We start from the raw sequence: 17,794 nt of genomic DNA on the forward strand, positions 1-17,794 counted from the left end.
GTTCCATGATGCCAATGATCGCTTTGGGGGAATGTCCATGACGCTGCGTTGTGACCTTGTGATTCGGGACGCCACCGTCCTGGATGGCACCGGCGCGCCGCGCTTCACCGCCGATGTCGCGGTGGAGGGGGACCGCATCGTGGCCGTTGGGCAATTGGGCAGTGCCTCCGGCCAGGAGGAAGTCGAGGCCCGGGGCCTCGCTCTCGCCCCCGGCTTCATTGATGCGCATACGCATGATGACCGCGCCGTGATCTGCGGCCCCGAATGCATGCACTGCAAGACGAGCCAGGGCGTCACCACCGTGGTGGTCGGCAATTGCGGCGTCAGCCTCGCACCGCTGCGCCTGTCCAACCGCCCGCCGCCGCCGCTCGATCTGCTGGGCGATGAAAGCTGGTTCACCCTGGGCGGCTTCGGCGAATACGCCGAGGCGCTGGCGCGCAAGCCCACCTCGGTCAACACCTTCGCGTTTTGCGGCCACATGTCGCTGCGCGTGGAAGCCATGGCGGGCGATGTCTATCGCGCCGCGAATGACCGCGAGATCGCCCATATGCAGGAGCGCCTGCGCGGCGCCCTGCGGGAGGGTGCCGGCGGCTTCTCGACCGGCCTCTACTATCCCCCCAACGCCCAGGCGCCGACCGAGGAGGTCATCGCCATCGCGGAAGTCCTGCGCGAGGAAGGCGGGCTCTACGCCACCCACATGCGCGACGAAGCCGATTTCGTGATGGAAAGCATCCGCGAGACGCTGCGCGTGGGCCGCGAGGCGGGCACGGCGGAGCAGCCGCTCGAAGTCGTCATCAGCCATCACAAATGCAGCATGAGCGAGAATTTTGGCCGCTCGCGCGATACGCTGGCGCTGATGGACCGCATGGGGCAGGACCAGCCGGTCGCCTATGACGTCTATCCCTATCCGGCCGGCTCGACTGTGCTGATGCCCGACAAGCTGCGCCAGGATGTGCCGGTGCAGATCACCTGGTCCATCCCGCATCCCGAAATGGCGGGCCGCAACCTCGATGACATCGCGCAGGAATGGGGTGTCACGCGCCGCGCGGCGGCGGATCGCCTGCTGCCGGCGGGTGCCATCACCTTCATGATGGATGAGGCGGATGTGCGGCGCATCATGGCGCATCCGCGCGCCATGATCGGCAGTGACGGCATCCCGCATGACGCCAAGCCGCATCCGCGGCTCTGGGGCACTTTCCCGCGCGTCCTGGGGATGTATGCGCGGGACCTCAAGCTCTTCACGCTGGAGAGCGCGGTCCACAAGATGACCGGCCGCGCGGCGCAGGTCTTCGGCCTGCCCGATCGCGGCGTGATCCGCGCCGGCGCCTTTGCCGATCTCGTGCTGTTCGATCCCGCCCGGGTGCGGGACAACGCGACCTATGCCGAGCCCATGCTGGTCTCGGACGGGATCGCGCAGGTGTGGTGCAACGGGGTGCGGACGCATGTCGAAGGGCAGGGGCCGGGCCATGCGGCACCTGGCCGATTCCTGGGCAATCCCAGGCTCAAAGCCGCCTGATGGCGGCGCATCCAGAGGATTCGGTGGTCATGCAACCGGGAACCATCAGGCGGGCCGCAATTGTCGGGGTGGGCATCCTGGCGGCTGTTGCGGTTGTTGCCACCGTCTGGCCGGATCATCGGCCGGTGACCCCGCTTGAGATCTATCTGCGCCAGGGCACGCGCCAGGCGACGGATGCGCTGAAGCGTGATGTGGACCAGCTCTCGCCACGCGGGGCCGATCCGGGCCCGGCGGTGCAGCGGCTGAACACGCTGGGCTTCAGCTGCACGGCCCCCGCCGGGGCGACCGGCGAGTGGAATTGCACCATGCGTCGCCCGCTGGAAAACCGGCAGATGCTGTCCATGGAAGTCATTCTCCGCGTGGATCGCGGCAATGTGACGGAGAGCACGGCGCGCATCTGGGAACAGGGTGCCCGTTGACGACCAACCCGAACGGAAACAGCCCTTGACCACTGCCGCTGAACGCCTTGTCGCCTTCCTGGTGGGACAGGGCATGGACCGCGCCTTTTGCGTGCCGGGCGAAAGCTACATCGCGCTGCTGGATGCGCTGCATGACGCGCCGATGGATCTTGTGGTCTGCCGGCATGAGGGCGGGGCCGGCTTCGCCGCCATCGCGGACGCGAAGCTGACCGGACGCCCCGGCGTGGTGCTGGTCAGCCGCGGCCCCGGCGCCTGCAACGCTGCCATCGCGCTGCACACGGCCGAGCAGGATGCGGTGCCGCTGATCCTGCTGATCGGCCAGGTGGAAGCGCGCGACCTGCGGCGCGACGCCTTCCAGGAGATCGACTACCTGCAGATGTTCGGCGGCTTCTGCAAATTCGTGGGCGAGGCGACGCGGCCGGACCAGGTGCCCGAACTCATCGCCCGCGCCTATGCGGCGGCGATGCAGGGCGTGCCCGGCCCTGTGGTGCTCTCCCTGCCCGAGGATGTGCTGGCGATGGCCTGCGGGGCCGCCGCACCCGCGATCACGCCCGCGCGGCCCGCCCTGCCGGCGCCGGCCGAGGTCGCCCGCATCTCCGATCTGCTGCACGCGGCCGAGCGGCCGATCCTGCTCGCTGGCCATGGCTTCGAGAGCGAGGCGGGGCGCGCGGCGCTGGCGCGCTTCGCGGCCGCCTGGGAGATTCCGGTCGCGGTGTCCTTCCGCCGGCAGGATCTGTTCGACAATGCCAGCCGCTTCTATGCCGGCGATCTGGGGCTGCGGAACCCCGATGCGCAGCGCGCGGCCTTTGCCGAGGCGGACCTTATCCTCGCCTTCGGCACGCGGCTGACGGACATCACGACGCAAGGCTATTCCTGGCCGGCACCTGGCCAGCGCCTCGTGCATCTTTGCGCCGATCCGAAGCACCTGAACTGGCACTTCCCGGCCGAGGTCGCGACCACGGCGGACCCTGTTTCGCTGATGACCGTGCTCGGCGCCCCCGGCAAGCGCCCGCCACGCGGCGAGTGGATCGCCCGGCTGCGTGCCCTGCATGTGGCCGATTGCGCCGTCATCCCGCGCGACTGGCCGGATGGCCTGGCCTTTGCCGAGGTGGCGCAGGCGGTGCATGCGGCGCTGCCGGCGGATGGCATCATCACGCTGGATGCCGGCACCTTCGGCGCGCCCTTCTATCGCAAGGTGAATTGGCGGCCGGGCCAGCGGCTGCTGGTGCCGGTCTCGGGCGCCATGGGGTTCGGCGTGCCGGCCGCCGTCGCCGCGGCACTTCGCTGCCCCGGCCGGACTGTGGTCTGCGGCGTGGGCGATGGCGGCATCCTGATGACAGGCGGCGAAATGGCGGTGGCGCTGGAGCGGCGATTGCCCATCAAGCTGCTGCTCTCGGAAAACCTGGGCTACGCCTCGATCCGCATCCATCAGGAGCGCGAGCATCCGGGGCGGGTCAGTGGCACCATGTTCGCCAACCCCGATTTCGCCCATTGGGCGCAGGCCTTCGGGCTGCCCGTCACGCGGGTGAATGCGCGCGATGACTTCGCCGCCATGCAGGCCGCCATCGCGGCACCTGGGCCGGCCGCGATTCTCGTGAAAACCTCGATGCAGGCGGTGCTGCCCCATGTCTCCTGATATTCTCGCGCAGCTGGCGCCCACCGGCGTGCTGCGCGCCGGCATCAATATGAGCAATTTCCTCCTGGTGATCGGGCGCGATGCCGCGGGCGATCCGGAAGGGGTCTCCCCCGGCATGGCGCGGGCCATCGCTGAACGGCTCGGCGTGCCGGTGCGCTACATGCCCTATCCGCGCCCCGGCGAATTGGCCGATGCCGTGGGGCAATGGGATATCGGGCTGATCGGCGCCGAGCCGCAGCGGGCGGAAAAGATCGCCTTTACCCCCGCCTATGCCGAGATCGAGGCGACCTATCTGGTGCGCGGCGATTCTCCCATCACCACGCTGGCGCAGGTGGACCGGCCTGGCATCCGCATCGCGGTGACGGCGCGCGCCGCCTATGATCTCTGGCTGGAGCGCAATATCCATTCGGCGACCTTGCTGCGCGCGGAGAGCCTGGATGGCGCCTTCGAGCTGTTCCAGCGCGAGGGCCTGGAGGTGCTGGCCGGCCTCAAGCCGCGCCTGCTGAGCGATGCCGAGGCGCTGCCCGGCGCGCGCATCCTTGAGGGAAGTTTCACCACGGTGCAGCAGGCCATCGGCACGGCGCGCGCCAATCTGGCCGCGGCGGCGTGGCTGCATGATTTCGTGGAGGAGGCGAAGGCGAGTGGGCTGATCGCGAGCCTGATCGCGAAGCACCAGGTGCGCGGCCTCACGGTCGCGCGCTGAGGGGGAACCAGGCGCATGCCGGTTCCTGGCCGCGTGGGGCGTTTCCTCCGCAGCGCAGCATAAAAACTTTATTTGTAATCAGTAATTTGTATCCCCTGACGCAGGGTTCCTCAAAAAGATCGGTGATTGCTTCATTGACATTGTTTGGAAACTTACCAGTTTCTGCAACGATCGTCTCTGGGTGACCGACATGAAGCATGTGACCGCGCTGGCCCTTCCGCCGGTTCCTTCAGCCTCCTGGCTGCCCGCGCTGCTGAGGCGCGCGGCCCCGGCGGGCGCATTGGCGCTGCTGCTGGCCGGCTGCGATGAACAGCCTACGCGCGCCGCCGCGAACCCCGCGCCGCCACCGCCCGTCGCGGTGACGGTGGTCACGCTGGAACGCCGGGAAATCCCCGTCACCTCGATGTTGCCCGGCCGCACCGCGCCCTTCCGTGTCGCGGAAATCCGCCCCCAGGTGGGCGGCCTGCTGCGCGAACGCCTCTTCACCGAGGGCGAATCCGTGACGGTCGGCCAGTCGCTCTTCCAGATTGACCCGGCCCCTTTAGAAGCCGCCGTGCGCCGGGCCGAGGCGGCGCTGCAACGCATGGAAGCAACCGAGCGCGTGGCCTTGAGCACCGCGAACCGGCTGCGCTCCCTCGCGCGGTCCCAGGTGGTGAGCGAGCAGAACCTGGAGAATGCCGAAGCGACGCTGCGCCAGGCCCAGGCGGACATCATCTCGCTGCGCGCGGCGCTGGAAACCGCCCGGATTGACTTGAACTACACCCGCGTCGCCTCGCCGATCACCGGCCGGACGGGCCGGGCCACGGTCACGCCGGGTGCCCTCGTCACCGCCAACCAGCCCACCCCACTGGTCACGGTGGCGCAGCTGGACCCGATCCTGGTGGACCTCACCCAGCCGAGTGCGGTGCTGCTGCAGCAGCGGCGTGACGTGGATAGCGGCGCGCTGCGCCGGCCCTCGGCCGACCGCGCGGCGGCACGCCTCATCCTGGAGGATGGCTCGGAATATCCGCATGCCGGCGAGGTGCAGTTCTCCGAGGTGATCGTGGACCAGGGCACGGGCTCGGTCACCGTGCGCGCCGTCTTCCCCAATCCCAATCAATTGCTGCTGCCGGGCATGTTCGTCCGCGCCCGCGTCGAGGAGGGGGTGACGGATCGCGCGATCCTTGTGCCGCAGCGCGCCGTGCTGCGCACCCCGCGTGGCGAGCCCATGGCCTTCGTGGTGAATGCGGAAGGCGTGGTGGAAAGCCGCGTGCTGCGTGCCAACCGCGCGATCGGCAATGACTGGATGGTGACCGAGGGCCTCGCCCCCGGTGACCGCGTGGTGGTGGAGGGGCTGCAGCGCATCCGCCCCGGCACCCGGGTGCGTGCCACCGAGCGCGGCGCCACCCCGGCCGTTGGGAGCTAGGCCCGCGCGATGGCAAGGTTTTTCATCGACCGCCCGGTCTTCGCCTGGGTCATCGCCATCGGCATCATGCTGGCCGGCGCACTGGCGCTGCGCGGAATGGCCGTCTCGCAATATCCGGCCATCGCGCCGCCCACCATCGCGATCAACGTGACCTTCCCCGGCGCCTCGGCCGAGACGGTGCAGGCGACGGTGGTGCAGGTGATCGAGCAGCAGCTCACCGGCATCGACAACCTGCTGTTTTTCGACAGCCAGACGACGAAGGACGGCCAGGCGCGCATCCAGCTCACCTTCGCGCCCGGCACCAATGCCGATACGGCGCAGGTGCAGGTGCAGAACCGTGTGCAGCTCGCCGTGCCCCGCCTGCCGCAGACGGTGCAGCAGCAGGGCCTCCGCGTCGTAAAGTCCGCCGGCAATTGGATGCTGATCGTGGGTTTCTACACCACCGATAATAGCATGGAGCGCCTCGACATCACCGACTTCCTGGCGGCGAACGTCCAGGACCCGATCAGCCGCACGCCAGGGGTGGGCGATTTCCAGGTCTTCGGCGCGCAATTCGCCATGCGGATCTGGCTCGATCCCGCGAAGCTCATCAATTTCGGCCTGACGCCCGCGGACGTCGCTGCCGCGGTGCGGGCGCAGAACGTCCAGGTTTCGAGCGGCGAGATGGGTGGCCTGCCGGCCGTGCCCGGGCAGCAGCTCAACGCCACCATCATCGGCCCCTCCTATCTGCAGACGGTCGAGGAATTCGGCGCCATCCTGATGCGCGTGCGCGCCGATGGCTCCCAGGTGCGGCTGCGGGATGTGGCGCGGCTGGAGATCGGCGGCGAGAACTACGCCATCTCCACCCAGCTCGATGGCCGCATCTCGAGCGGTATCGGCATCCGGCTCGCCAGCGGCGCCAACGCGCTGGATACGGCGGCGGCGGTGCGAGCCACGATTGACAGCCTGCGCCCGAGCTTCCCGCCCGGCCTCGAGGTTACCTATCTGCAGGACACGACTCCCTTCGTGCAGCGCTCCATCAAGAGCGTGATCATGACGCTGATCGAGGCGGTGGCTCTCGTCTTCCTCGTCATGCTCCTCTTCCTGCAAAACCTGCGCGCGACCCTGATCCCGACCATGGCGATCCCGGTGGTGCTGCTCGGCACCTTCGCGGTGCTCTCGGCGCTGGGCTTCAGCATCAACACGCTCACCCTGTTCGGCATCGTGCTGGCCATCGGCCTCCTGGTGGATGACGCGATCGTGGTGGTGGAGAATGTCGAGCGCGTGATGGCGGAGGAGCATCTCTCGCCGCTCGAAGCCACGCGGAAATCCATGGACCAGATCACCGGCGCGCTGATCGGCATCGGCCTGGTGCTCTCGGCCGTCTTCCTGCCCATGGCCTTCTTCGGTGGCTCGGTCGGCGTGATCTACCGGCAGTTCTCGGTGACCATCGCCACCGCCATGGGGCTTTCCGTGCTGGTCGCGATCTTCTTCACGCCGGTGCTCTGCGCCACGATGCTGAAGCCGCACAAGCCGGGACAGGGGACGCGCGGCTTCTATGGCTGGTTCAACCGCGGATTCGACCGCACGACGAATGGCTATCTCTGGGGCGTGCGCGCCAGCCTGCGCCGGCCAGCGCGCATGCTGATGGTCTATGCGGCGCTGCTCGGAGCGCTCGGCTATGCCTTCCTGCGCCTGCCCGGCGGCTTCCTGCCGAACGAGGACCAGGGCATCGCCTTCGTGCAGGTGACCGCCCCCCCTGGTGCGACGGCCGACCGCACGCAGCGCGCGCTGGACGAGGTGGGCCGCTACCTGCGCGAGGAGGAGGCCGGCGTGGTGGACAGCCTTTTCGCCATCAATGGCTTCAGCTTCGGTGGGCGGGGGCAGGCTTCCGGCCTTGGCTTCATCACCCTGAAGGACTGGGATCTGCGGCCGGGCCGCGAGAATTCGGTGGGGGCGCTGACGGAGCGCATCAACCGCCGCTTCGGCACCTACCAGGACGCGCTGATCAACGCCTCCTCGCCGCCTGCCATCCGCGAACTCGGCAACGCGACCGGCTTCTCCTTCCAGCTGCTGGACCGCGGTGCGCAGGGCCATGCGGCGCTGATGGAGGCGCGGGACCAGCTGTTGCGCCTGGCCCAGGCCAGCCCCATCCTCTCCCGCGTGCGGCCCAACGGGCTGAATGACGAGGCGCAGTTCCGCCTCATCATCGACTGGGAGCGTGCGAGCGCGCTGGGCCTCACCATCACCGACATCAACCAGACGCTCTCCACTGCCTGGGGCGCCACCTACGTCAATGACTTCATGGACCGTGGGCGCATCAAGCGCGTCTTCATGCAGGGCCAGCCCGAGTCGCGCATGGTCCCGGCCGACCTCGACAAATGGTATGTCCGCAACGCGCAGGGCCAGATGGTGCCCTTCTCGGCCTTTGGCCGCGCCGAATGGCAATTCGGTTCGCCGCGGCTCGAGCGCTTCAACGGCATCCCCTCGCGCGAGATCCAGGGTGGGCCGGCGCCGGGCTTCACCACCGGCCAGGCGATGGATGAGATGGAGCGCCTGATGCGGCAATTGCCGCCTGGCTTCGGGCATGAATGGAGCGGCATCTCCTTCCAGGAGCGGCAATCCTCGGGCCAGGCGCCGGCGCTCTATGCGATCTCGCTCATCGTGGTCTTCCTCTGCCTCGCGGCCCTTTATGAGAGCTGGTCCATTCCCACGGCGGTCATGCTGGCCGTACCGCTCGGCGTATTGGGCGCCGTCGTCGCCTCGCTCATGAAGGGCATGGCGAATGACGTGTATTTCCAGGTGGGGCTGCTGGCGACGATCGGGCTTACGGCGAAGAACGCCATCCTGATCGTGGAGTTCGCACGCGAGGGCTTCGACCGCGGCCTTTCGCTGATGGAGGCCGCGACCGAGGCCGCCCGCCAGCGCCTGCGCCCCATCATCATGACCTCGCTCGCCTTCACGCTGGGCGTCGTGCCGCTGGCGATTTCCAGCGGCGCTGGCTCGGGCGCGCAGAACGCGATCGGCGTCGGCGTGATCGGCGGCGTGGTCGCGGGCACGGTGCTGGCGGTGCTCTTCGTGCCGCTCTTCTTCGTGCTGGTGTTGCGCCTGTTCCGCGCCCGCTCCGCGGCCGACAAGACGGTTCCCGTCAGCATGCCGGCGCGGGCCGAGCCGCACCCCGGTGAGTGAAAGGGTAGGCCCCAACGCCGAGGGCCGGCCACGCTGCCGGCCCGGCCCGAGCCCCATGCCGGAGGAGGAGCGGCGGCACGCCCTTCTCGAAGCCGCCGCGGCGGTCTTCCTGCGCGATGGCTATGCGGCGAGCAGCATGGACAAGGTGGCGCATGAAGCCGGGATGTCCAAGCGCACGCTGTATCGCCTCTTTCCGTCCAAGGCGGCGCTCTTCGAGGCGACCATCAATGATTCTCTGGCCCCGCTTCACCTGGACCCCGCCCTGGCGCGCGAGCCGGAGCTGCAGGTGGCACTGGCCGGCATCCTGGAGGCCTCGGGCCGGCATCTTCTGGCGCTGCGCCCCATCGGCATCTTCCAGCTGGTGATCGCCGAGGCTAGGCGCTCGCCGGAGCTGGCGGAGACGTTTCATCGCGTGCTGGTCCGGCGCGGCGCCACCGCCTTGCAGCGGCTGATCAAGGCGGAGATGGAGCGCGGCCGCCTGCGGCCGGGCGACCCGGAGGCCACCGGCCGCATGCTTTATGGGATGGCCTTCGGCTCAACCCAGATCCGGCTGCTGCTGGGCGTTCGCAAGGTGCCGACCGGCGAGGAAATCGCCGCACTGGCGCGGGATGCGGTGGAGATCTTCCTCAACGGGGCGCGGCGCCAGGAGGTCTGGCAGGGCGCCCGGTCCAGCGCGCTGCCGCTTGCGGTCTGCTGAGGCTCCGGACTGCCTGCTCCGGGCTCAGGCCAGTCCCAGCCGCGCATCGCGCCGCCGCAGCAGGGCGACGATGGGCAGCGCCAGCAGCACCATCCAGGCCTTCCCGATCACCTGGCCGGCCAGGTAGTCCAGGCTGCCGAAGGCGAGCCACAGGAAGATCACGCTATCCACCAGCAGCCCCACCACGGAGGAGGCCGCCACGGCCAGCACCAGCCCGCGCTTCTGCAAGGGGGTGTAGATGCCCAGATCCACCAGCTCCGAGAGCAGGAAGGCGAGGGTGGAGGCAATGACCAAAGCGGGCGGCGCGATCGATGCCGAAAGTGCGGCACCCGCGAAAATCGCGCCCAGCGCCCAGTTCACGCCCAGCCGCCGCTGCACCAGATCCCGCAGGACCAGCGCCAGGCCAATCATCAACACGCCCGAGGGCGCCATCACGCCAGGCGCCACGGGGATCAGGCAGGGGCCATTGGGCACGCAGAACGTGCCGGCATGGCCGATCAGCCAATTGGCCGCGGGAATGCAGAGCGCGAAGGCGAGGAGGAAGGCAAAGCCTTCAAGGCGGGTGCGGGACATCATGGGCGCTCGCATAGGCTGCCCAGCCCCGGGCGCGCAAGTCGCAGGCGGGGCATTCGCCGCAGCCATGGCCCCAGGGATGGAGGGCGGCGCGCTCGCCCTTGTAGCAGGAATGGCTCTCGACGCGGATCAGCTCCACCAGCGCGGCCCCGCCCAACCGCTCGGCCAGCCGCCAGGTTGCCGCCTTGTCGCGCCACATCAGCGGGGTGTGCAGGACGAGGCGCGTGTTCATGCCAAGGTTGATGGCCGCTTGCAGCGCCTTGATCGTGTCATCCCGGCAATCGGGATAGCCCGAGTAATCCGTCTCGCACATGCCGGCGACGATGTGGCGCAGCCCCCGCCGATAGGCCAGTGCGGCGGCGAAGGTCAGGAAGATCAGGTTGCGGCCCGGGACGAAGGTATTGGGCAGCCCATCCTCGCGCAGTGCGATTTCCGCATCCCGCGTCAGGGCGGTTTCACTCAATTCGCCGAGGACGCCGAGGTCGAGCGTATGGTCCGGGCCAAGCCTGGGTGAGGCCATGCCCCGGCGCAGCGCGTCCCGGCAGGTGAGTTCGATGGCGTGGCGCTGGCGGTAGTCGAAGCCCAGCGTCTCGACATGGCCGAAGCGCGCCAGCGCCCAGGCGAGGCAGGTGGCGGAATCCTGGCCGCCGGAAAACAGGACAAGCGCGCCGTCATTCATGGGTCGAGTTGCTCCACGGCCCAGGCGGCGGCCTCGGCCACCACGGGGTCGGGATCATCGCACAGCGCGCGCGCGGTGGGCAGCAGGGCCGGGTCGGCGCTGTTGCCGATGGCGATCAGCACATTGCGCAGGAAGCGATCGCGCCCGATGCGCTTGATGGGCGAACCGGCGTAGCGCGCGCGGAAGCCCGCATCATCCAGCTGCGCCAGCTCCGCGAGCGGTGGGGCCACTTCCGCGCGCGGCGCGAATTGCATCTCGGCCGAGGTGCGGGCGAATTTGTTCCAGGGGCAGACGGCCAGGCAGTCATCGCAGCCATAGATGCGGTTGCCCATGGCGCGGCGAAATTCATGCGGGATGGGGCCGTGATGCTCGATCGTCAGGTAGGAGATGCAGCGCCGGGCATCCAGCTGGTAGGGGGCGGGGAAGGCCGCGGTCGGGCAGGCATCGAGGCAGGCGCGGCAATGGCCGCAATGGTCTGTCTCGGCCGTGTCCGGTTCCAGGGCCAGAGTGGTGTAGATTTCACCGAGGAACAGCCAGGAGCCATGCGTGCGGCTGACGAGGTTGGTGTGCTTGCCCTGCCAGCCCAACCCCGCCTGCGCGGCCAGCGGCTTCTCCATCACGGGGGCTGTATCCACGAAGACCTTGAGCGGCTGGCCGCGAAACTCCCGCGCCATCCATTGGCCCAGCGCCTTCAGGCGCTTCTTCACCACATCGTGATAATCCCGCCCCTGGGCATAGGCGCTGATGGTGGCGCGGTCCCGCTGCGCCAGGCTGGCCAGCGGGTCATGCGCCGGGCCGTAGTTCAACCCCAGGGAGATGACGCTCACCGCCTCGGGCCAGAGGGCGCGCGGCTGGGCGCGCTGCTCGCGGCGGGTTTCCAACCAGCCCATGCCGCCATGGGAGCCGGCTTCGAGGAAGGCATCGAGCCGCGCGCGGGCCTGTTCGGGGAGGATGGCTTGGGTGAAGCGGGCAAGGTCAAAGCCAAGGCGCAGGGCTTCCGCGCGAATGGATTCGCGGTGCGGCCGATTCAGCCCTTCAGTCTGCGCCCTGCGGTCATCGGACGCGAGGCTGCGCGGCCGATTCAGCCCTTCGGGCTCTGCCCTGCGGTCATCGGGCGCGATGCTGTGCGGCCGACTCAGACCTCCGGGCTTTGCCCTGCGGTCATCGGGCGCGGTCACACCTTCGGCAGGATGGCCGTGGCCTCGATCTCGACCTTCGCCTCCTCCTCCACCAGGGCGCCGACCTGCACCAGCGTCATCGCCGGGAAGTTGCGGCCCATGACGGCACGGTAGGCGGGGCCGAGTTCGGCCAGGCTCGCGCGGTATTCGCCGATATCCGTGACGAACCAGGTGAGGCGCGCGATGTGCTCGGGCTTGCCGCCCGCTTCGGCCAGCACGGCGAGGATATTGGCCAGGGCCTGCCGCACCTGCGGCACGAAATCCGGCGCAAAGCGCCCGGCCGCATCCCAGCCGATCTGCCCGCCGATGATGACGATACGGCCCTCACCCATCAGGCCGTTGGAATAGCCCTTGGGGGCGGGCCAGCCCTTGGGCTGGAGATGCGTGAGGCTCATGGGATCAGGCTTTCGCAGGCGGCGGCGTAGCGCGCAAGGGCGGCACGCAGATCATCCGGGACGGGCTGGGGGCGGGCGGTGTCGAGGTCCGTCGTCGCATTCACGAAGCGGAAGCGGACGAGTTCCACCTCGCCGCGATGCGCATGCAGCGTGGTGGCGTAGGAGGCGCCGCCGATGCGGGTGATGAGCGGCGTGAAGGTGACGCGATCGCCCATGCGGCCGGGGGCGAACCAATCGGCCTCGGCATGCACGAAGCCGGTGCCGGTGCGGCGTTCGCCGTGGATGTGATGGAAATCGAGGCCCAGGGTGAGCTCGAAGAAATCCTCGATGGCGGCATTGGCCAGCGTGAACCAGGCGCCGAAGAAGGCGATGCCGGCCGGATCGCAATCGGAGAAGCGGATGCGGCCCGGAATCCGCGCGGCGGCGGGCGGCAAGGCGGCGGCGGGCAGGGGGCTGGGGCGGCTCATCGGGCGGTGCTCAGGCCTGGCGCAGCGCGAAGCGTTGCAGCTTGCCCGTCCCGGTGCGCGGCAGGGCGGGCGCGAAGATGATGCGGCGCGGGTATTTGTAGGGGGCGATTTCGGCCTTCACATGGTCCTGCAGGGCCTTGGCCATGGCGTCATCGGCGGTGAAGCCCGCATGCAGCACGACATGGGCGGTCACCAGCATGCCACGCTCCGGATCGGGCGTGCCGACCACGCCGCATTCACGCACGGCCGGGTGCGTCAGCAGCGCGGCCTCCACCTCGGGGCCGGCAATATTGTAGCCGGAGGAGATGATCATGTCGTCGCTGCGGGCCTGATACCAGAAATATCCGTCCGCATCCTGGATGTAGGTGTCGCCGGTGATGTTCCAGCCGCCTTCCACATATTTGCGCTGGCGCGGATCGGCCAGGTAGCGGCAGCCGGTGGGGCCGCGCACGGCCAGGCGGCCCGGCGTGCCGCGCGGCACTTCGCGCCCCGCCTCATCCACCACCCGCGCCTCATAGCCGGGGACGACAAGGCCGGTGCTGCCGGGGCGGATCGCCTCCTCAGGGGCGGCGATGAAGATGTGCAGCATCTCGGTGGCGCCGATGCCGTCCATGAGCTTGAGGCCGGTCTTGTCCTGCCAGAGATCAAAGATCGGCTTGGGCAGCGCCTCCCCGGCCGAGACGCATTTGCGCAGGCAACTGATGTCATGGCTCGCCACATGCGCGGCCATGGCGCGATAGGCGGTGGGGGCGGTGAAGCAGATGGTCGCGCGGTGGGCCGCGATGGCGGGCAACAGATCCTCCGGGCTGGCGCGTTCCAGCAGGATGGCGGTGGCGCCCACGCGGAAGGGGAACAACACAAGGCCACCCAGGCCAAAGGTGAAGGCGAGCGGCGGCGAGCCGATGAAGCGGTCCTCGGCGCGGGGCTTGAGCACGCGGGCGGAATAGGCGTCGCAAATCGCCAGCATGTCCCGGTGGAAATGCATGGTGCCCTTGGGCTCGCCCGTGGTGCCGGAGGTGAAGCCGATCAGGCAGGTGTCGTCCGCCGCGCTGTCATGCGCAGTGAAATCGGCGCTGGCGCCTGCGCAGCGGGCTTCCAGATCACCATCGCCCCAGGTGATGACCTGCATGAGGTCCGGTGCATCGGCGCGGCGGATTTCATCCACCAGCCGCGCATCGCACAAGGCGTGGGTGATGCGCGCCTTGCGGCCGATCTCGCCGATCTCCTTGGCGCGCAGCAGCGGCATGGTCGCCACCACGATGCCGCCCGCCTTCAGCACCGCGAAATAGGCCGCCACCATCCAGGCGTTGTTGGCCGAGCGCAGCAGCACGCGCTGGCCGGGGATGAGGCCCAGCTCACCCGTCAGCACATTCGCGATGCGGTTCACGCGGGCGGCCAGCTCGGCATAGGTCAGCGTCTCGGCCGGGGTCACCAGCGCCGGGTGATCGGCCCGGGTGGCGAGATTGGCGTCGAGCAGTTCCGTCGCGCAATTCAGCCGCGCGGGATAGGGAATGGGCAGAAAATCCGGCCAGTCGGCGCGGGGGGGAAGGTTGTTGGCGGCGAAATGGTCCATCACATCCGCTCACGTTCGGCGCGCGCGATGATCACGCGCTGGATTTCCGAGGCGCCCTCATAGACGCGCAGCGCCCGCACCTCGCGCGTCAGCAATTCGGGCGCGGAATCGGTGACGACGCCCAAGCCGCCATGCAGTTGCGCGCAGGCATCGGCGATGCGGCCCGCCGCTTCCGTCGCGTGCAGCTTGGCCATGCTGGCCTCACGCGTCACCCGCGGCATTCCCTGATCCTTCAGCCAGGCGGCGCGATAGACGAGCAGGGCGGCCGCCTCCACATCCAGGGCCGCGTCCGCGATGGCGGCCTGCGTCATCTGCTGGTCGAACAGCGGCGCGCCAAAGAGCTTGCGCGTGGTGGCCCGGTGCAGCAGCAGATCAAGCCCGCGCCGCGCGAAACCGAGTGCCGCGGCACCCACCGTCGCGCGGAACACATCCAGCGTGGCCATGGCGATCTTGAAGCCATCCCCCGTGGCGCCGATGCGGTGCGCGTCGGGCACGCGCACATCCTCGAAGCGCAGGCGCGCCAGGGGGTGGGGCGCCGAGACCTGAATGCGCTCGGCGGTGATCAGCCCCGAAGCGTCGCCCGGCACCCAGAAGGCCGTGAGGCCCCGGGCCCCCGGCGCCTCACCCGTGCGGGCGAAGACGACGTGGCTGCCGGCGATGCCGCCATTGCTGATCCAGGTCTTGTCGCCATTCAGCCGCCAATGCGCGTTGCCGTCGCGCGTTGCGGTGGTGACCAGGGCCGCGACATCGCTGCCCGCTTCAGGCTCCGAGAGGGCGAAGGCGGCCAGCGTGGTGCCGGCGCGCAGGCCAGGCAGCACCTGGGCGCGAAGGTCCTCGCCGCCGAACAGCGTGATGGGGCCGCTGCCGAGGCCCTGCATGGCAAAGGCGAAATCCGCGAGGCCGGAATGTCGCGCCAGGATCTCACGCGCGAGGCAAAGGCTGCGCACATCGAGCTTGCCCGATTCCGGCACGGCCGCGCGCAGCAGGCCCGCCTCGCCCATGGCCTGCGCCAGGGCGCGGGTGCTGCCATCGGCGTCGTGATGATCGGTCAGCCGCTCCGCATGTGCGGCCGCCCACGCCTCGACCTCGGCGGCGAAGGCGCGGTGGTGGGGCTCGAAGAAGGGCCAGGCGAGGAAGGAGGTATCGGGCATTAGGGTTGCGAGGGGCGCTGCCCCTCGCGCTCCCCGGCAAGAACCTCAGCTTCTTGCATCTCCGATAAAACATGGGTGCAGGGAACGGGTTCCCTGCTGGGGGAGCGCGAGGGGGCAAAGCCCCCTCGCAAGGCTGCCCGCGCCATCCTAATCTCCCTGGAACACGGGCGTCTGCTTCGCCGCAAACGCCTCATAGGCGCGGCGAAAATCCTGCGTGGTCATGCACAGCGCCTGGGCCACCGCCTCGGCCTCGATCGCCTGTTCCACGCCCATCGCCCACTCCATCGCAAGCATCCGCTTGGTCATGCCATGCGCGAAGCCGGGGCCCGCGGCGATCTCGGCGGCCAGGGCATGGGCGTCTTCCATCAGCGTCTCGGTCAGGCGGTTGAAGAAGCCCCAGCGTTCGCCCTCCTCGGCGCGCATGGCACGCCCGGTGAAGAGCAATTCGCTGGCCCGCCCCTGGCCGATCAGCCGCGGCAGGATGGCGCAGGCGCCCATGTCGCAGCCGGCCAGGCCCACGCGATTGAACAGGAAAGCGACGCGCGCGCGGGGCGTGGCGAGGCGGATGTCGCTCGCCATCGCGATGATGGCGCCAGCGCCCGCCGCCACACCATCCACGGCGGCAATGATGGGCTGCGGGCAGGCGCGCATGGCCTTAACCAATTCGCCCGTCATGGCGGTGAAGCGCATCAGCCCCCTGGTGTCGCGTTGCAGAAGCGGGCCGATGATCTCATGCACATCCCCGCCCGAGCAGAAATTCCCACCCGCCCCGGTGACGATGAAAACCTTCGCCGCATCATCCGCGGCACCTGCGCGAAAGATGGCGGAAAGCTCGGCATAGCTCTCGAAGGTGAGGGGGTTTTTCCGTTCCGGCCGGTTCAGCGTGAGCGTGATGACGCCCGCCGCCTCGGTCAGTTGCAGATGCTGCGCCTGGTATCGGGCAAGCGGTGTCATGGCGTGTCGAGGCTCTCGCGGATGGAGGATTTGGTGCGGCCGAGCAGGCGGTGCAGCTGCGCCCGCTCCGTCGGCGAGAGCGCGCCGAGGAGTTCAGCGATCCAGCTCTCATGCGCGCGGGATTGCCGGGCGAATTCGCGCGCCCCCTTGGCCGTCAGGCGCAGGCGGAAGGCGCGGCGGTCCCCCGCATCCAGGCGGCGTTCGACCAGCCCCTCGGCCTCAAGCCGTGCGGCCAGGCCGGTGACATTGCCATTGCTGACCATCATCCGGCGCGAGACATCGCCCAGCGTCAGGCCCTCGCCATTGCGGTCCAGTGCGGCGAGCAGGTCGAAGCGGGGCAGGGTGGTGCCGAATTCCTCGCGCAGGCGGCGGCGGATTTCGGTCTCCATCAGGGTGGTGCAGGTCAGCAGCCGCAACCAGAGGCGCAGCGAGTCCTTGGTGCCGGGGGGCGCATCGGCCAGGGCGGTCTCGGCATCCATCAGATTTCGCCGCCGCTGACCGGCAGCGCCGCGCCATGGATGCCCTGGGCCGCATCGCCGCACAGGAACACCGCGAGGGCGGCGATTTCCTCGGGCTGCAAAAGCCGCCCCTGGGGGTTGTGCTGTGCCAGCTGCGCGCGGGCGGCCTCCGCATCCAGGCCGGTCTTTTCGGTGATCCGGGCGATGCTTTCGGCCAGCAGCGGCGTTTCGGTGAAGCCCGGGCAGATGGCATTGATCGTAACACCCCTGCCGGCGATCTCCAGCGCCAGCGCCCGGGTGAAGCCGAGCAGCGCGTGCTTGGCCGCCACATAGGGCACCACATAGGGATAGCCCTTCAGCGCCGCGGTGGAGGCGATATTGACGATGCGCCCCGCCCCCAGCGCCAGCATGTCCGGCAGGGCCGCGCGGGTGAGCACCACGGCCGACATCAGATTGGCATCGAGGGCGGCACGGAAATCGGCGTCGGTGGTCTTCAGGAAAGGCGCGCTGCTGGCGGCCCCGGCCGCGTTGATCAGAATATTGATGCGCGGCAAAGGCGGCGGGCGCGTGGCATTGCCGAGCAGCACCTCATGCGCGTCGCCACGGTTCACGGCGGCCCAGAGCGGCTCGGCGCGGCGGCCCATGATGGTGACATGTGCGCCGGCCGATTTCAGCGCGCGGGCGCAGGCCAGGCCAATGCCCGTGCCACCACCGCTCACCAGGGCAAACTGTCCGGCCAGGTTCTGCATATTTTAAGCTTAAAGCATTGCGGAGGCCCCCTCTTCAAGCATATTTTGACGATGCAGCCTGATGGAGTGTCTG

17 protein-coding genes are annotated in these 17,794 nt (G+C 69.1%); 7 read left to right on the forward strand and 10 right to left on the reverse strand.

Features of this window, described 5'->3' with window-relative positions:
• The first annotated feature begins 37 nt into the window (after positions 1 to 37).
• The 7 genes from LHU95_RS07185 to LHU95_RS07215 all read left to right on the forward strand — a co-directional run bounded on the left by LHU95_RS07185 (position 38) and on the right by LHU95_RS07215 (position 9,544).
• A complete protein-coding gene (locus LHU95_RS07185; protein WP_248710682.1) occupies positions 38 to 1,516 on the forward strand; it encodes a D-aminoacylase in 1,479 nt (492 codons plus the stop codon).
• A 29-nt stretch (positions 1,517 to 1,545) separates the two neighbouring features.
• A complete protein-coding gene (locus LHU95_RS07190) occupies positions 1,546 to 1,935 on the forward strand; it encodes a hypothetical protein (RefSeq protein WP_248710683.1) in 390 nt (129 codons plus the stop codon).
• A gap of 25 nt (positions 1,936 to 1,960) precedes the next feature.
• Complete coding sequence (locus LHU95_RS07195; RefSeq protein WP_248710684.1) at positions 1,961 to 3,571, forward strand: thiamine pyrophosphate-binding protein; 1,611 nt, start codon at positions 1,961 to 1,963, stop codon at positions 3,569 to 3,571.
• Positions 3,561 to 4,274, forward strand: coding sequence for a transporter substrate-binding domain-containing protein (locus LHU95_RS07200; protein WP_248710685.1), 714 nt, complete (start codon positions 3,561 to 3,563; stop codon positions 4,272 to 4,274). Before LHU95_RS07195 ends, LHU95_RS07200 begins: the two co-directional genes overlap by 11 nt.
• A 190-nt stretch (positions 4,275 to 4,464) precedes the next feature.
• Complete coding sequence (locus LHU95_RS07205) at positions 4,465 to 5,679, forward strand: efflux RND transporter periplasmic adaptor subunit (protein WP_248710686.1); 1,215 nt, start codon at positions 4,465 to 4,467, stop codon at positions 5,677 to 5,679.
• Between the two features lie 9 nt (positions 5,680 to 5,688).
• Positions 5,689 to 8,847 carry an efflux RND transporter permease subunit gene (locus LHU95_RS07210; protein WP_248710687.1) on the forward strand — a complete coding sequence of 1,053 codons (3,159 nt, stop codon included), beginning with the start codon at positions 5,689 to 5,691 and terminating at the stop codon, positions 8,845 to 8,847.
• On the forward strand, positions 8,840 to 9,544 hold the full coding sequence (locus LHU95_RS07215) for a TetR/AcrR family transcriptional regulator (RefSeq protein ID WP_248710688.1): 705 nt from the start codon (positions 8,840 to 8,842) through the stop codon (positions 9,542 to 9,544). The genes LHU95_RS07210 and LHU95_RS07215 overlap by 8 nt, the downstream gene beginning before the upstream one ends.
• A 24-nt stretch (positions 9,545 to 9,568) precedes the next feature.
• Here the strand turns inward: LHU95_RS07215 and LHU95_RS07220 are convergent, their stop codons facing one another.
• The 10 genes from LHU95_RS07220 to LHU95_RS07265 form a co-directional block, all read right to left on the reverse strand.
• Positions 9,569 to 10,120, reverse strand: a complete 552-nt coding sequence (locus LHU95_RS07220) for a VUT family protein (protein WP_248710689.1) — start codon at positions 10,118 to 10,120, stop codon at positions 9,569 to 9,571.
• Positions 10,098 to 10,796 (reverse strand): 7-cyano-7-deazaguanine synthase QueC, encoded by a 699-nt coding sequence (gene queC, locus LHU95_RS07225; protein ID WP_248710690.1) that lies wholly within the window; start codon positions 10,794 to 10,796, stop codon positions 10,098 to 10,100. The genes LHU95_RS07220 and queC overlap by 23 nt, the downstream gene beginning before the upstream one ends.
• The gene (queG, locus tag LHU95_RS07230; protein WP_248711521.1) at positions 10,793 to 11,803 is read right to left on the reverse strand and encodes a tRNA epoxyqueuosine(34) reductase QueG; all 1,011 of its coding nucleotides are present in this window, start codon (positions 11,801 to 11,803) and stop codon (positions 10,793 to 10,795) included. The genes queC and queG overlap by 4 nt, the downstream gene beginning before the upstream one ends.
• Before the next feature lie 167 nt (positions 11,804 to 11,970).
• The gene (locus LHU95_RS07235) at positions 11,971 to 12,369 is read right to left on the reverse strand and encodes a RidA family protein (RefSeq protein ID WP_248710691.1); all 399 of its coding nucleotides are present in this window, start codon (positions 12,367 to 12,369) and stop codon (positions 11,971 to 11,973) included.
• Positions 12,366 to 12,836 carry a thioesterase family protein gene (locus LHU95_RS07240; protein WP_248710692.1) on the reverse strand — a complete coding sequence of 157 codons (471 nt, stop codon included), beginning with the start codon at positions 12,834 to 12,836 and terminating at the stop codon, positions 12,366 to 12,368. The genes LHU95_RS07235 and LHU95_RS07240 overlap by 4 nt, the downstream gene beginning before the upstream one ends.
• Positions 12,837 to 12,846: 10 nt before the next feature.
• Positions 12,847 to 14,409 carry an AMP-binding protein gene (locus LHU95_RS07245; RefSeq protein ID WP_248710693.1) on the reverse strand — a complete coding sequence of 521 codons (1,563 nt, stop codon included), beginning with the start codon at positions 14,407 to 14,409 and terminating at the stop codon, positions 12,847 to 12,849.
• Positions 14,409 to 15,560 carry an acyl-CoA dehydrogenase family protein gene (locus LHU95_RS07250; protein WP_248710694.1) on the reverse strand — a complete coding sequence of 384 codons (1,152 nt, stop codon included), beginning with the start codon at positions 15,558 to 15,560 and terminating at the stop codon, positions 14,409 to 14,411. The genes LHU95_RS07245 and LHU95_RS07250 overlap by 1 nt, the downstream gene beginning before the upstream one ends.
• 147 nt (positions 15,561 to 15,707) lie before the next feature.
• Positions 15,708 to 16,514, reverse strand: a complete 807-nt coding sequence (locus LHU95_RS07255; RefSeq protein ID WP_248710695.1) for an enoyl-CoA hydratase family protein — start codon at positions 16,512 to 16,514, stop codon at positions 15,708 to 15,710.
• Positions 16,511 to 16,993 (reverse strand): MarR family transcriptional regulator, encoded by a 483-nt coding sequence (locus tag LHU95_RS07260; RefSeq protein ID WP_248710696.1) that lies wholly within the window; start codon positions 16,991 to 16,993, stop codon positions 16,511 to 16,513. The genes LHU95_RS07255 and LHU95_RS07260 overlap by 4 nt, the downstream gene beginning before the upstream one ends.
• Positions 16,993 to 17,721 (reverse strand): SDR family oxidoreductase, encoded by a 729-nt coding sequence (locus tag LHU95_RS07265; protein ID WP_248710697.1) that lies wholly within the window; start codon positions 17,719 to 17,721, stop codon positions 16,993 to 16,995. The genes LHU95_RS07260 and LHU95_RS07265 overlap by 1 nt, the downstream gene beginning before the upstream one ends.
• Positions 17,722 to 17,794: the final 73 nt, after the last annotated feature.

This window comes from Sediminicoccus sp. KRV36 (assembly GCF_023243115.1).
Taxonomy (GTDB): Bacteria; Pseudomonadota; Alphaproteobacteria; order Acetobacterales; family Acetobacteraceae; genus Roseococcus.